Annotated in this window: 12 protein-coding genes; 9 read left to right on the forward strand and 3 right to left on the reverse strand. The window is 68.8% G+C overall.

Features of this window, described 5'->3' with window-relative positions; translation table 11 throughout:
- Positions 1–183: 183 nt before the first annotated feature.
- Positions 184–1647 (reverse strand): GMP reductase, encoded by a 1464-nt coding sequence (guaB1, locus tag J9611_RS05815; RefSeq protein WP_211878486.1) that lies wholly within the window; start codon positions 1645–1647, stop codon positions 184–186.
- A 314-nt stretch (positions 1648–1961) separates the two neighbouring features.
- On the opposite strand from guaB1, the gene J9611_RS05820 reads away from it, so the two are divergent.
- The 5 genes from J9611_RS05820 (at position 1962) to J9611_RS22700 (ending at position 8331) form a co-directional block, all read left to right on the forward strand.
- A complete protein-coding gene (locus J9611_RS05820) occupies positions 1962–5771 on the forward strand; it encodes a multifunctional oxoglutarate decarboxylase/oxoglutarate dehydrogenase thiamine pyrophosphate-binding subunit/dihydrolipoyllysine-residue succinyltransferase subunit (RefSeq protein ID WP_211878487.1) in 3810 nt (1269 codons plus the stop codon).
- A 166-nt stretch (positions 5772–5937) separates the two neighbouring features.
- Positions 5938–6537, forward strand: coding sequence for a GDSL-type esterase/lipase family protein (locus J9611_RS05825; RefSeq protein WP_211878488.1), 600 nt, complete (start codon positions 5938–5940; stop codon positions 6535–6537).
- A 155-nt stretch (positions 6538–6692) separates the two neighbouring features.
- Entirely contained in the window at positions 6693–7520 is an 828-nt protein-coding gene (locus J9611_RS05830) for a DUF4097 family beta strand repeat-containing protein (protein WP_211878489.1), read from the forward strand.
- Positions 7520–8167 carry a PadR family transcriptional regulator gene (locus J9611_RS05835; RefSeq protein WP_211878490.1) on the forward strand — a complete coding sequence of 216 codons (648 nt, stop codon included), beginning with the start codon at positions 7520–7522 and terminating at the stop codon, positions 8165–8167. The genes J9611_RS05830 and J9611_RS05835 overlap by 1 nt, the downstream gene beginning before the upstream one ends.
- An 89-nt stretch (positions 8168–8256) precedes the next feature.
- Entirely contained in the window at positions 8257–8331 is a 75-nt protein-coding gene (locus tag J9611_RS22700; protein WP_104061284.1) for a 50S ribosomal protein bL37, read from the forward strand.
- 111 nt (positions 8332–8442) lie between these two features.
- Here the strand turns inward: J9611_RS22700 and rsrA are convergent, their stop codons facing one another.
- Positions 8443–8703: a mycothiol system anti-sigma-R factor gene (gene rsrA, locus J9611_RS05840; RefSeq protein ID WP_211878491.1), complete on the reverse strand. Its 261-nt coding sequence runs from the start codon at positions 8701–8703 to the stop codon at positions 8443–8445.
- Entirely contained in the window at positions 8700–9542 is an 843-nt protein-coding gene (locus J9611_RS05845) for a sigma-70 family RNA polymerase sigma factor (RefSeq protein ID WP_211878492.1), read from the reverse strand. The genes rsrA and J9611_RS05845 overlap by 4 nt, the downstream gene beginning before the upstream one ends.
- 383 nt (positions 9543–9925) lie before the next feature.
- Here J9611_RS05845 and J9611_RS05850 point away from each other — a divergent pair, with 383 nt between their 5' ends.
- The 4 genes from J9611_RS05850 to hisN all read left to right on the forward strand — a co-directional run bounded on the left by J9611_RS05850 (position 9926) and on the right by hisN (position 13839).
- Positions 9926–10429: a DoxX family protein gene (locus J9611_RS05850; protein ID WP_211878493.1), complete on the forward strand. Its 504-nt coding sequence runs from the start codon at positions 9926–9928 to the stop codon at positions 10427–10429.
- A gap of 7 nt (positions 10430–10436) precedes the next feature.
- Positions 10437–11861 (forward strand): 3-phosphoshikimate 1-carboxyvinyltransferase, encoded by a 1425-nt coding sequence (gene aroA / locus J9611_RS05855; protein ID WP_211878494.1) that lies wholly within the window; start codon positions 10437–10439, stop codon positions 11859–11861.
- Entirely contained in the window at positions 11845–12960 is a 1116-nt protein-coding gene (rsgA, locus tag J9611_RS05860) for a ribosome small subunit-dependent GTPase A (protein WP_211878495.1), read from the forward strand. The genes aroA and rsgA overlap by 17 nt, the downstream gene beginning before the upstream one ends.
- Before the next feature lie 66 nt (positions 12961–13026).
- Positions 13027–13839, forward strand: a complete 813-nt coding sequence (gene hisN, locus J9611_RS05865) for a histidinol-phosphatase (RefSeq protein WP_211878496.1) — start codon at positions 13027–13029, stop codon at positions 13837–13839.
- Positions 13840–13975 lie beyond the last annotated feature (136 nt).

Genomic DNA, 13975 nt, shown 5'->3' on the forward strand with positions numbered 1-13975 from the left:
GGGTTTGCCGGCTCTGCGGGTGGACTGCGCGGTAACGGTTTCCGTTCTCCGCTGACAGCCCCCAGGCCGGCACCTAGATTTACTGTCCATAAGGATGCCAGTCTACAGGAGCAGCCGCCGCGGACAGCCGCCGCGCACAGCCGCCGTGCCGTGACAGTGTCCCCCGGCGTTGCCGGGTGCCGGTTACCAGCTTTGCGGAACCGGCCGGCCCTCCTCATAGCCAGCCGCCGACTGGATGCCCGCGACGGCCCGTTCCCGGAAGGCGGCAAGGTCCGCGGCCCCGGCGTAGCTCATCGAGCTGCGCAGCCCGGCGGTGATCATGTCCAGCAGGTCCTCGACGCCCGGCCGGACCGGGTCCAGGAACATCCGGGACGTGGAAATGCCCTCCTCGAACAGGGCCTTGCGGTCCTTCTCGAAGGCACCCTCGCGCTGGTTGCGGTTCTGCACGGCCCGGGCCGAGGCCATGCCGAAGCTTTCCTTGTACTGCCGGCCGGCAGCGTCCAGCTGCAGGTCCCCGGGGCTCTCGTGCGTGCCGGCGAACCAGGAACCGATCATGACCTGGCTGGCCCCGGCCGCCAGGGCCAGGGCCACATCGCGCGGATAGCGGACGCCGCCGTCCGCCCACACCCTGCCGCCGGCCTCGCGCGCGGCGGCGGAACACTCCAGGACGGCGGAGAACTGCGGGCGGCCGACGGCGGTCATCATGCGGGTGGTGCACATGGCGCCGGGGCCGACGCCGACCTTGACGATGTCCGCCCCGGCCCGGATGAGTTCCCGGGTTGCCTCGGCGGTGACCACATTGCCGGCCACGACGGGGACGCCTGGGCTCAGGCTCTTCACGGCGGCCAGCGCATCGAACATCTTCTGCTGGTGGCCGTGCGCGGTGTCCAGGACCAGCACGTCCACGCCGGCGGCCAGGAGCTGGGCCGCCCGGCCCGCGACGTCGCCGTTGATCCCGACGGCGGCGGCAACCTTGAGCCTGCCGTCCGCGTCCAGGGACGGGCGGTACAGGGTCGAACGCAGGGCACCCTTCCGGGTCAGGACGCCCATCAGGGCGCCGCCCTGCTGCACCGGCGCGTAGTCGGTGCCGGCCGCGTCCATCGTGTCGAACGCCCGGCGCAGGGCCTGCGCGGAATCCGCGCCCGTTCCGGCGTCGAGCGTTTCAGCCTCCAGCACGAGCGGCTGGTGGCGGATGACGGAGGCCAGCGAGGCGAAACGGTCCTGGCCTTCGAAGTCGGCCCCGCGGACCACGCCGGTCACGTCGCCGGACCCGTCCACCACCACGACGGCGCCGTGGGGCCGCTTGCCCATCAGGTGGAGCGCGTCGATCACGGTGTCCGACGGCGACAGGCTGACCGGGGTTTCCAGGACCGGATGCCGGGTCTTGAGCCAGGCCGTGACGTCCCGGAGCACGTCCAGCGGGACATCCTGGGGCAGGACAGCCAGCCCGCCACGGCGGGCCATCGTCTCCGCCATCCGCTTGCCGGTCACCGCCGTCATGTTTGCGGCGACCAGGGGAATGCTCGAGCCTGTCCCGTCATCCGCGGCCAGATCCACGTCCAGCCGCGAGATGACATCCGAGCGGGACGGGACCAGGAAGAGGTCCGAATAGGTCAGGTCTGTGGTCGGCTCATTCAGAAAGCGCACGGCTGCTCCTCCATAGGAATTCTCTGTGCAATAAGGGGTCTCAAAGATGATTCTAGGCGAGGTCCGGCGCCGCCGCGGCGGCCTTTCCGGACGCACCGGCGCCGATCCGGAGCCCGCCGGCAGCGGATCAGGCGACGATCGCCCGCAGCGGACGGACGACTTGATGATTTGAGTCACCGTTATTGGCAGTTTGACGAGAATCGTCACTAGACTGGCATGGGTCCGGTTCACGGGACGCAGAAACTGGTTCGATCGCTGTGCAGAGGCACTGTGAAACCAGAGGGATTCAAACTCATGGAAGAGGCGTATTTCAAGTGCCAGAGCAGCCCAGCCACCGTCTACCAGAGGAATTTGGCGGAAACGAGTGGCTCGTTGACGAACTGTACGAGCGTTACCAGCAGGACAAGAACACGGTTGACGCCAAGTGGTGGCCCCTGTTCGAATCCTTCGAGGCCGGCGGCAACTCCTCCACTAACGGGGCCTCGGGCGTGGCGTCCGTTGCGCGCCCTGCCACCCGCGAACTTCCCGTAGCAGCTCCGGCAGCGGCAGCACCTGCCCCGGCGGCGGACGCTCCGGCCCCTGCACCTTCTCCGGCCGCACCTGCTCCGGCCCCCGCCGCGAGGAAGGCCCCGGCCAGCGTTGCCCGCGACGGCGCCAAGACCACTAAGACCACTGAAGCCGGCCCCGGCACGGCGCCGATCCCGGCCCAGCTGCCCAAGAACATCAAGGCCCCGACGGCGCCCGAGGAAGACGTCGTCTCCGTCCTCCGCGGCCCGGCCAAGGCCATCGCCACCAACATGATCACCAGCCTGGAGGTCCCGACCGCCACCAGCGTCCGCGCCATCCCGGCCAAGCTGCTGATCGACAACCGCGTGGTCATCAATTCCAACCTGGCCCGCGCCCGGGGCGGGAAGGTCTCCTTCACGCACCTGATCGGCTACGCCGTCATCCGTGCCCTGTCCCAGTTCCCGTCCATGAACGTGTACTACGACGAGGTGGACGGCAAGCCCGTCGCCGTCCAGCCCGCGCACGTGAACTTCGGCATTGCCATCGACATGCCCAAGCCTGACGGCACCCGCCTGCTCATGGTGCCGAACATCAAGAAGGCGGAGACCCTCAACTTCTCCGAGTTCTGGCACACCTACGAGGACCTGATCAAGCGTGCCCGCGCCGGCAAGCTGACGGCGGACGACCACTCCGGCACCACCGTCTCACTGACCAACCCGGGCGGCATCGGCACGGTGCACTCGGTGCCGCGCCTGTCCAAGGGACAGGCTGCCATCATCGGCGTCGGCGCACTGGACTACCCCGCAGAATTCCAGGGTGCCAGCGCAAAGATCATCGCGCAGAATGCGATCAGCAAGGTCCTGACCCTGACCTCCACGTACGACCACCGCGTCATCCAGGGTGCCGGCAGCGGCGAGTTCCTGAAACTGGTCCACCAGCTCCTGCTCGGCGCCCAGAACTTCTACGACGAGATCTTCGAGTCGCTGCGCATCCCGTACGAGCCCGTGCGCTGGAGCCCGGACCTGCAGGTGGACCCGGCCGACGAGATCAACAAGGTTGCCCGGATCCAGCAGCTGATCCACGCCTACCGCGTCCGCGGCCACCTGATGGCGGACACCGACCCGCTCGAGTATGTCCAGCGCAAGCACCCGGACCTCGACGTCCTGACCTACGGCCTGACCCTGTGGGACCTGGACCGTGAATGGCCCACGGGCGGCTTCGGCGGCAAGCCGATGCTGGCGTTCCGCGACATCCTCGGCGTCCTCCGCGACGCCTACTGCCGCACCACCGGCATCGAGTACATGCACATCCAGGACCCGGCCGAGCGCAAGTGGTTCCAGGACCAGATCGAGCACCCGTACTCCAAGCCGAGCCGCGACGAGCAGCTGCGCATCGTCTCCAAGCTCAACGCGGCCGAGGCCTTCGAGACCTTCCTGCAGACGAAGTTCGTCGGGCAGAAGCGCTTCTCGCTCGAAGGCGGCGAGTCCCTGATTCCGCTGCTGGACGCCATCATCTCCGACGCCGCCGACGACGAACTCGACGAGGTGGCGATCGGCATGGCCCACCGCGGCCGGCTGAACGTGCTCACCAACATCGCCGGCAAGACCTACGCCCAGGTCTTCCGCGAATTCGAGGGCACCCAGGATCCGCGTTCCGTGCAGGGCTCCGGCGACGTCAAGTACCACCTCGGCACCGAAGGCACCTTCACTTCGGATAACGGCAAGGAGACCAAGGTCTACCTCGCCGCCAACCCGTCCCACCTCGAGGCCGTGGACTCGGTCCTGGAGGGCATCGTCCGCGCCAAGCAGGACCGCCTGGACCAGGGCGAGGCGTTCCCCGTGCTGCCGATCATGGTGCACGGCGACGCCGCCTTCGCCGGCCAGGGCGTCGTGGCGGAGACGCTCAACCTCTCCCAGCTGCGCGGCTACCGCACCGGCGGAACCATCCACATCGTGGTCAACAACCAGGTCGGCTTCACCACCGCCCCGTCCTCGTCGCGTTCCTCCACGTACTCCACCGACGTCGCCAAGATGATCCAGGCGCCGGTGTTCCACGTGAACGGCGACGACCCGGAGGCCGTCGTGCGCATCGGCCAGCTTGCCTACGAGTTCCGCCAGCGTTTCCACAAGGACGTTGTGATCGACATGGTCTGCTACCGCCGCCGCGGGCACAACGAGGGCGATGACCCCTCGATGACCCAGCCGCTGATGTACAACCTGATCGAGGCCAAGCGTTCGGTCCGCAAGCTGTACACCGAGTCGCTGATCGGCCGCGGTGACATCACCGAGGAAGAAGCCGAGCAGCTGCTGCGCGACTATCAGGAACGCCTGGAGCGCGTCTTCGCCGAAACCCACGCGGCCCAGACCTCGCCGATTCCGATCATCACGGCCGACACTGCCGCGGTGGCCGACCTCGAGCGCCCGAAGGCCCAGCAGACCGATTCGTCCGTCAGCACCCCGGCGTCCACCGCGATCTCCGCCGGGATGCTCGCCCGCATCGGCCAGGCCCACGTCCAGATCCCCGAGGGCTTCACCGTCCATGCCAAGCTCAAGCAGCTGCTCGAGAAGCGTGAATTGATGTCCCGGGAGGGCGGCATCGACTGGGGCTTCGGCGAGCTCGCGGCGTTCGGCTCGCTCGTCATGGAAGGCGTCCCCGTCCGGCTCGCCGGCCAGGACTCGCGCCGCGGCACCTTCGTGCAGCGCCACGCCGTCTTCCACGACCGCGCCAACGGCGACGAATGGCTGCCCCTGGCCCACCTCTCCGAGGACCAGGCCAAGCTGTGGATCTACGACTCCCTGCTCTCGGAATACGCGGCCATGGGCTTCGAGTACGGCTACTCGGTGGAACGCCCGGACGCCCTGGTGCTCTGGGAAGCGCAGTTCGGCGACTTCGTCAACGGCGCCCAGACCATCATCGACGAGTTCATCTCCTCCGCCGAGCAGAAGTGGGGCCAGCGCTCCTCGCTCGTGCTGATGCTGCCGCACGGCTACGAGGGCCAGGGCCCGGACCACTCCTCCGCCCGCATCGAACGCTTCCTGCAGATGTGCGCCGAAGAGAACATGATCGTCGCCAACCCGACGACGTCGGCCTCGCACTTCCACCTGCTGCGCCGCCAGGCGTACAGCCGGCCGCGCAAGCCGCTGATCATCTTCACGCCGAAGCAGCTGCTCCGCCTCAAGGCAGCAGCATCGTCCGTGGAGGACTTCACGACGGGCACCTTCCAGCCGGTGATCCCCGATCACGAGCAGCTGCCGGCGGACGCCGTGGAGCGTGTGCTGCTGGTCTCGGGCCGCCTGTACTACGACCTCCTGTCCACCCGGCAGAAGACCGAGAACAAGACGACGGCCATCGTCCGCGTCGAGCAGCTCTACCCGCTGCCCGCCGCCCGGATCGCCGAGGAGCTCGCCAAGTACCCGAACGCCGAGGTTGTCTGGGCGCAGGACGAGCCCGCCAACCAGGGTCCGTGGCCGTTCATGGGCCTGAACCTTCCGGACGCGCTGGACCGCCGGGTGCGCCTCATCTCGCGCCCCGCCTCGGCCTCCACCGCGGCCGGGTCCATGAAACGCCACGCAGCCGAGCAGGACGCCCTGCTCAAGCAGGCGTTCGCGCGTAAATAGGGTCAATGCTGCCCGGCCGGAGATCAAAACGCGACTCCGGCCGGGCAGCCCTGTTTAATGGGCCGGGTCATATGGCCGGGTCTTATGGGCGGGGCTTTAGGGGCAAGGTTTCATGCAGGTCTGAATGACAGGGTCCAATGGACAGCTTTGAAGTGAAGAGGTAGTCGTGGAAGATCGGAAGCTGCGAATCGCAGCCGTGGGAGACGAGCTGTTGGCCGGTCTCGGCGATCCGCGCGCGCTGGGGTGGCTGGGCCGCGTGCTGGCCCGCACGCCGCAGGACGGCATCGCCCTTGAGAGCTACGCGCTGCCCTGCCCGGAGGAAGGCACCGAGGGGCTGGCCGCCCGCTGGCTCGAGGAGGCCGGCCGCCGCTACAGCGATCTCCACGAGAACCGGCTGGTGATCGGGCTGTCCGGACGCGACATTGTCTTCGGGCTCTCCACCGCGCGCAGCCGGCTGAACCTCGCCAACATCCTGGACTCCGCCACGCAGAACAGGATCGAGGTCTTTGTCGTGGGGCCGCCGCCGAGCCTGGACCCGGCGCAGAACCGCAGGCTGGGCGAGCTCAACACCGCATTTGCCGATGTCACCACCCGGCGGAAGCACCTTTACGTGGACACGTTTTCCCCGCTGCTCAACCATGAGCAGTGGCGCCAGGATCTGGCGGCCAACGGCGGAACCCCGGGCCAGGCCGGGTACGGCCTGATGGCCTGGCTGGTGCTCCACCGGGGCTGGTTCCAGTGGCTGGGCCTGCCCGCCCCGGAGTAGCCGGCCGGGAGTAGCCGGCCGGGAGTAGCCGGCCGGGCCGACCGCCGCATGGTTTGCGCCGTATGGCTTGACGGCCACCCAACCGCGATATATCGTGACTTCATCATCACGATATATCGCAAACCGGGCACCGCGCAGCACCCCTCGGAGGAACCATGGCAGAGACTTCCTGGACCGTCACCGGCCCTGTGACCATCGACGTCGACGGCGTCAGCTCGCTCAGGCTCGGCATAGTCCGCGGCCGCTTCGACATCGTCACCCACGATGAGGACGTCGCCCGGATCGAGGTCTCCGAAATCCACGGCGACCCCCTGTCCGTCAGCCTGGTCAACGGCCGGCTGGAGGTCCGCCACCAGCTGCACGGGGCGCAGGGCTGGTTCAAGAACCTCATGGGCACCGTGAACAATAACAGCAGCAACTCCGTGGTCATCAGCATCGCCCTGCCGGCCGGCGCCGGGGTTGAGGCGGGCACCGTCAGCGGCGACGGCATGGTGTCCGGGATCAGCGGGCACACCCGGCTGAACACGGTCTCCGGCTCCGTCCTGGCCGACGAAACCTCCGGCGACCTGGCCGTCAACACGGTCAGCGGCGAAGTCATCGCCCGCAACCACCGCGGCGTCCTGACCGCCAGGAGCGTCTCGGGCGAGGTGACGGCCTCCGGTGAGTTCAGCAACATCCGCGCCAACACCGTCAGCGGCGACCTGAGCTTCGACCTCCACGGCTTCACCCAGGATTTCGGCGCCAATTCCGTCTCCGGAGACGTCACCATCCGGCTGCCGCACGACGTCGGCGCCGACATCATCGCCAAGTCAGCCACCGGCGCCGTCGTGATCGACGACCAGCAGTACCCCCAGCCTGGCGGCACGGTGCAGACCATCGCCGGGCCCGACACCCAGCTGATGCTGGTCCGGACCAACTCGGTCTCGGGAAAGACCTCGATTTTCCACGGCGGGCCCCCCGCGGATACAGGGACGGGGCCCTGATGGCTCCCGTCTTTGCCCACGGCGCACTGCGGCTGTATCTGCTCGCACTGCTCGAGTCCGGGCCCAAACACGGCTATGAGCTCATGAAGGCCCTCAGCGAACGCTTCGGCGGCACCTACTCCCCCAGCGCCGGCACCATCTACCCGCGCCTTGGCAAACTGGAACAGGAGGGGCTGGTGGCAACCCGGGCAGAGGGCCGGCGCACCAACTACAGCATCACCCCGGCGGGCCTGCAGGAGCTGGACAGCCGGCGGAACGAACTCGCCGGCGTGGAGGAAGACATCTCCGCCTCGGTCCGCCGGCTCGCCGACACGCTGCGCCAGGACATCCGTGCCAACATGCGGGGACTGCGGGCGGACCTGGCCGCCACGGCCGAGGCGGCCAGGTCCACCGTCCGCGCAGCGGGAAGATCAGCCGGATCAGCCGCGGGAGCAACCTCTGGATCCGGCGGAGCGCCGCGCTACTCGCCGGAGGGCGACCGCCGCCTGCGCGAAGCGGAAATGCTGGTCCAGGCCTTCCGCGACGACATCCGCGTCGAGCTGCGCCGCCATGCCGGCCGGCGCCCCGTCACCCCCGTGACGCTGGAGACGGTGAAGACCGTGCTGGACCAGGCGCGGATCTCCATCCGCGCCTCCTTGGATGACTGATCCGATGACCGACCGGTTCGCGGCCGGTGCCCCGATGTGGGAGACTTGAGGGCAGCTCTTTTGAGTACCAACATTTAAGGAGGCCAGCTATGAGCAAACGTGCACGTAAACGTCGTGACCGTAAGCGTGGCGGCGCGAACCACGGCAAGCGCCCCAACGCCTAAGCCTCGGCTTGGAGTGACAGCTTTAACCGGATGACCCCGGGAACCTGATGGTTCCCGGGGTCATTCGTTTCCGCACCCGGCGGGATGGGCCTCCGCCCGGCCGGGCTGGAATCAGGCTTCGACCGGCCGGATCGAATGGATCCGGTCAAGGATCGAGTTCTTGAGGTTTTCCGGCGCGGCCTCCGTGCACGACCGCTTCACCAACACACGGATGACGCATTCGAGGTCATACTGCTCGAAACATTCCGGGCAACCGTCCAGGTGGTCCTTGATCTCGGCGATGTCATCGTGCGTGAGCGCCCCGTCCAGATACTCGTAGATCCGTTGCATCCGGACGTCGTCGCAGTCGCCCAGTCCCTGGCAGTCGCTCATTTCCCGTTCTCCTGTTTGTTGCTCTCGGCTTTGTTGCTCTCGGCCGCCGCGGTGGAATCTGCGGCCCTGAATCCCCGCTCGGCGGCATAGTCGGCCAGCATGTCCCGGAGCATCTTCCGGCCGCGGTGCAACCGGGACATGACGGTCCCGATGGGGGTGTTCATGATCTCTGAAATTTCCTTGTAGGCGAAGCCCTCGACGTCGGCGAAATAGACAGCCAGCCGGAACTCCTCCGGGATCGATTGCAGTGCCCGCTTCACATCGGAATCCGGCAGGTGGTCCAGGGCCTCGGCCTCGGCTGACCGCAGCCCGGACGAGGTGTGGGACCCGGCCCGCGCCAGCTGCCAGTCCTCGATGGTGTCCGAATTCGATTGCAGCGGTTCGCGCTGCCGCTTGCGGTACAAATTGATGTAGGTATTGGTGAGGATCCGGTACAGCCAGGCCTTGAGATTTGTCCCCGGCTTGTACTGGTGGAAGGCGGAAAACGCCTTCGTGTACGCCTCCTGGACCAGGTCCTCGGCATCGGCGGGGTTCCGCGCCATCCGCATCGCAGCGGAATACAGCTGGTCAACGTACTGCATTGCGTCACGCTCAAAGCGGACCCGACGCTCTTCCGCCGTTTCCGCGGCCACGTCCAGCGGCTGCTCACCCTCAAGCCCGTCCCCGCCCGTCGCTGCGGGTTCCGCCGCGGGTCCGGCGGCAGGCACCGGCACCCGGACGGCCGGCGCCGCGGAAGATCCCGGTGCGTCGGCTGTGCCGGCCAGGGGCGTCCTGGCGGGTTCGGCGCCGTTTCCGGCAACCCCGTTCATGGCCGCAACGGCCCGGTCCATAGTGCTCATTGCCTTCAAGTCTACTGTCACCTTCCGGCGGCCCCCCGGAATTTCCGCCGCGGCTTCCGCTTCGAGGCGCGGCAAAGTCAGGGTCCAAGGATCGCGGGGACCGGTGTCCAGCTCTTCGCTGTCCTTCACCAGTATCAAATCGCTGCCTCCCTTGGTCACGAACTGCCCCCGGCCCGCCGGAACGGGCCGGACCAATTCATAGTCGCCTACTGCTAATCCGGCTGATAGTCCGGCTGCTAATCCGGCTGATAGTCCGGCATCGGAACGCTGCTGGAACCTGCCATTGACAACCACGCACAACGGGCAAATATTCCGCAAAAGTGCAAGACTAGAACCGGTTCTCCCGCATCGATTCCGCGGATCGTCCATCCAGGAGGAAATTCATGTCCCTTGTCCGTTTTCTCGCCCGGCCCATGCTCGCGTCCAGTTTCGTCCTCGCAGGCATGGACAAGCTCAAGAATGCGGATGACACGGCGGCACAGTTATCCCCCCTGCTGCGCCGCGCGGCTGAATCCCTGCCGTTCCGGGCCAACGAGAAGGTCCTGGCCCGCGTCATCGGCGGAACCCAGGTCGGCGCGGGTGTGTGCTTGGCCCTCGGCAAGTCGGCCCGCCTTGCGGCCACGGTCCTGGCCGTCATCTCGGCATTGAACGGCTACGTCGAATGGCGCAGCGCGGACATCTCCTCGAAGGACGGCCGCGATGCCCGCCGCAAGCAGCTGCTGAAAAACGTCTCGCTGACCGGCGGCGTGCTGCTGGCCTCCGTGGACACCGCCGGAAAGCCCAGCCTGGCCTGGCGCGCCGAGCACCTGGCCGCGGACGCCCGGAAGAGCACGGGAAAGCAGCTGAAGAAGGCCGACAAAGCCGTCCGCAAAGCCGTCGGAGCATAAGACGGCAATGACAGGCGCCACCTCCACCGCAGCAGCCACCCCCCTCCCGCCCGACGGCGGCCCGCACTGGCCGGCACCGTTCGCCGCACGGCCCGTCGACGCGACGGTCACCGTGCCCGGATCCAAGTCCCTGACCAACCGGTACCTGGTGCTGGCGGCTCTGGCCGACGGTCCGTCCCGGCTGCGGACTCCCCTGCACTCCCGTGATTCGGCCCTGATGATCGGGGCACTCCGCCAGCTCGGTGCCACCATCACCGAGGTCCCCGGCGACGGCGCCTTCGGCCCCGACCTTCACGTCACCCCCATCCCCCTGGGCACGATCCCCCCGGATGCGCCCGAAGCCGGCGCCGCGATCGACTGCGGCCTGGCCGGCACCGTCATGCGGTTCGTTCCACCGGTCGCTGCCCTGCGCCGGGGCGCGACCGTGTTCGACGGCGACCCCCACGCCCGGAACCGTCCGATGGGAACGATCATTGAGGCCCTGGGCGGGCTCGGCGTCACTGTCGGCGCCCCCGACGGCGGCACGGCGACCTCGCTGCCGTTCACCGTGCAGGGCACGGGCGAGGTCCGCGGCGGCCACCTCGTCATCGATGCCAGCGCGTCGTCGCAGTTTGTCTCCGCCCTGCTGCTGGCGGGGGCACGCTTCACGGACGGGCTGCACCTGGAGCATGTGGGCGGCCCGGTCCCCAGCCTGGACCACATCAACATGACCGTGGCCGTGCTGCGCGGCGTCGGCGTGGCCGTGGACGATTCACGCCCGGACCACTGGATCGTCGCGCCCGGCAGGATACGGGCCTTCGACCACCGGATCGAGCAGGACCTCTCCAACGCCGGCCCGTTCCTGGCCGCGGCGCTGGCCACCCGCGGCACCGTGCGGATCCCGGACTGGCCTGCCGGCACCACCCAGGTCGGCGACCTCTGGCGCAGCATCCTCGCCACCATGGGCGCCACCGTGACGCTGGCGGACGGCACCCTCACCGTGACCGGCGGCCCGGAGATCAAGGGCGCGGACTTCAACGAAACTTCCGAGCTCGCCCCGACCGTCGCCGCACTCTGCGCGCTGGCCACGGGCCCCTCGCGCCTGAGCGGCATCGCCCACCTCAGGGGGCACGAAACGGACCGGCTGGCCGCCCTCGTGGCGGAGATCAACCGCCTCGGCGGCGACGCCGAGGAAACCCCCGACGGCCTGGTCATCCGGCCCGCCCCGCTGCACGGCGGCGTCGTCCACAGTTACGCGGACCACCGCATGGCAACCGCGGGCGCCATCCTGGGGCTGGCCGTGCGCGGCGTCGAGGTCGAGGACATCGCGACCACGGCCAAGACCATGCCGGGATTCCCCGAACTGTGGGCCGCCATGCTGGGCCAGGGCCCCGCCGGCGAAACCCGGCCGGACCCGGCAGACAAGGACGCCAGCGGTGGCACGCAGCACTGACTCCTGGGACGAATCCGACGCACGGATCCGCCCCAACAAGAAGGGCTCCCGCCCGCGCACGAAGGACCGGCCCAGCCACGACGACGCCGTCACCGGGCGCATCATCACCGTCGACCGCGGCCGCTACACCGCCGTTGTCGGCGAAGGCACTTCGGACGAACGCAAGATCATCGCCGCCCGGGCCAGGGAACTGCGCCGCAACCCCGTCGTGGCCGGGGACTTCGTCTCCCTCGTCGGGGACGTCAGCGGGGAATCGGACACCCTGGCCCGGCTCGTGAAAATCCAGGACCGCAGGACCCTCCTGCGGCGCAGCGCCGACGACACGGACCCGATCGAACGCGCGGTCGTCGCCAACGCCGACCAGCTCGTGATCGTGGTCGCCGCCGCCAACCCCGAGCCGCGGACAGGCTTCATCGACCGCGCCCTGGTGGCCGCGTACGACGCCGGCATCGAGCCGCTGCTGCTCGTCACCAAAGCAGATGTCAAGGATCCAGCCGAGCTGCTGTCCAACTACCGGCACCTCGATTTCCCCGTCATCATCTCCAGGACGGCGGACTCGGCCGCCTCCGGGATCGATGCCCGCTCGGACGACGGGCTGTCCGCCCGGCTGGACCGGGACGCGGTATCCGCGCTGCGCGGCTACCTCGACAGCAAGGTCACCGTCATGCTGGGCCATTCCGGCGTCGGGAAGTCCACCATGGTCAACGCCCTGACCGGCGCCGAGCGCGCCACCGGCGGGGTCAACGCCGTGACCGGCCGGGGACGCCACACCTCCTCCTCGGCCCTGGCCCTCAAGGTCAACGACGCCCCGGCCGGGAGCTGGATCATCGACACCCCCGGCATCCGGTCCTTCGGCCTGGCCCATGTGGACCCGGACCGGATCCTGCACTCCTTCCCGGACCTCGAGCCGGGCACCGACGACTGCGAGCGGGGCTGCAAGCACGACTCGACCGCCGTCAACTGCGGCGTCGACGCCTGGGTGGCGGGCGGCCATGCGGGGCCCTCGGGGCCGGCACGGCTGGCCTCGCTGCGACGGCTGCTCGGCACGGACCCGCGGATGGAAGCCCAGGAAACCAAGGAACTGGGCAGCGTCTCCTAGCCGCCGCACCGTGCCCTGCACCGCGCCCTGCCCCCCGGGCGCCGCCTTTGGCGGTAGTTTGGAACCATGAGTCAACCCGCTTCAAGCTACAACGATGACCTGCGCCTTGCCCATGTACTGGCAGATTCCGTGGATTCCCAGACCATGAGCCGCTTCAAGGCGCTCGACCTCCGGATCGAAACGAAGCCGGACCTGACACCGGTCACCGATGCCGACAAGTCCGCGGAGGAAGCCATCCGCGGCCAGCTGTCCCGCTCCCGCCCGCGCGATGCCGTCCTCGGCGAGGAATTCGGCAGCTCCGGCCACGGCTCCCGCCGCTGGATCATCGACCCCATCGACGGGACGAAGAACTTCGTCCGCGGCGTCCCGGTCTGGGCCACCCTGATTGCGCTCGTCGACGAGGGCGAGCCTGTCGTCGGCGTCGTCAGCGCGCCGGCGCTGGGCAAACGATGGTGGGCGGCCAAGGGTGCGGGCGCCTACACCGGCCGCTCGCTGGCCGCCGCGACCCGGCTCAAGGTCTCCAACGTCTCCCGGCTTGCGGACGCGTCCCTGTCCTACTCGAGCCTGGGCGGCTGGAAGCAGCGCGGAAACCTTGACGAGTTCCTGGGCCTCACCGAGGAAGTCTGGCGGACCCGCGCCTTCGGCGATTTCTGGTCCTACTGCCTGCTCGCGGAGGGCGCTGTGGACATCGCCTGCGAGCCCGAACTGAACCTCTATGACATGGCCGCCCTGGTGCCGATCGTCACCGAGGCCGGCGGCCGCTTCACGTCCCTGGAGGGGGAAGACGGTCCGTTCGGCGGCAACGCCCTCGCCACCAACTCGATCCTGCACTCTGAAGTCCTCAAGCGTCTCAACCCGGGCCTGGACGACCTGCTCTGACGGGCGTCCGCAGCCAGGAACCACGCGACGGCGGATGCCCCCCCCCCCCCCCCCCCCCCCCCCCCCCCCCCCCCCCCCCCCCCCCCCCCCCCCCCCCCCCCCCCCCCCCCCCCCCCCCCCCCCCCCCCCCCCCCCC

The sequence above is a fragment of the Pseudarthrobacter albicanus genome, from assembly GCF_018224015.1.
Lineage (GTDB): Bacteria > Actinomycetota > Actinomycetes > Actinomycetales > Micrococcaceae > Arthrobacter > Arthrobacter albicanus.

Excerpts from the sequence above, each read along its gene's own strand:
- J9611_RS05835 (WP_211878490.1), top strand. The coding sequence starts at position 7,520 with ATGGCTCCCGTCTTTGCCCACGGCGCACTGCGGCTGTATCTGCTCGCA.
- rsrA (WP_211878491.1), bottom strand. The coding sequence starts at position 8,703 with ATGAGCGACTGCCAGGGACTGGGCGACTGCGACGACGTCCGGATGCAA.
- J9611_RS05830 (WP_211878489.1), top strand. The coding sequence starts at position 6,693 with ATGGCAGAGACTTCCTGGACCGTCACCGGCCCTGTGACCATCGACGTC.
- hisN (WP_211878496.1), top strand. The coding sequence starts at position 13,027 with ATGAGTCAACCCGCTTCAAGCTACAACGATGACCTGCGCCTTGCCCAT.
- J9611_RS05850 (WP_211878493.1), top strand. The coding sequence starts at position 9,926 with ATGTCCCTTGTCCGTTTTCTCGCCCGGCCCATGCTCGCGTCCAGTTTC.
- aroA (WP_211878494.1), top strand. The coding sequence starts at position 10,437 with ATGACAGGCGCCACCTCCACCGCAGCAGCCACCCCCCTCCCGCCCGAC.
- J9611_RS05845 (WP_211878492.1), bottom strand. The coding sequence starts at position 9,542 with ATGAGCACTATGGACCGGGCCGTTGCGGCCATGAACGGGGTTGCCGGA.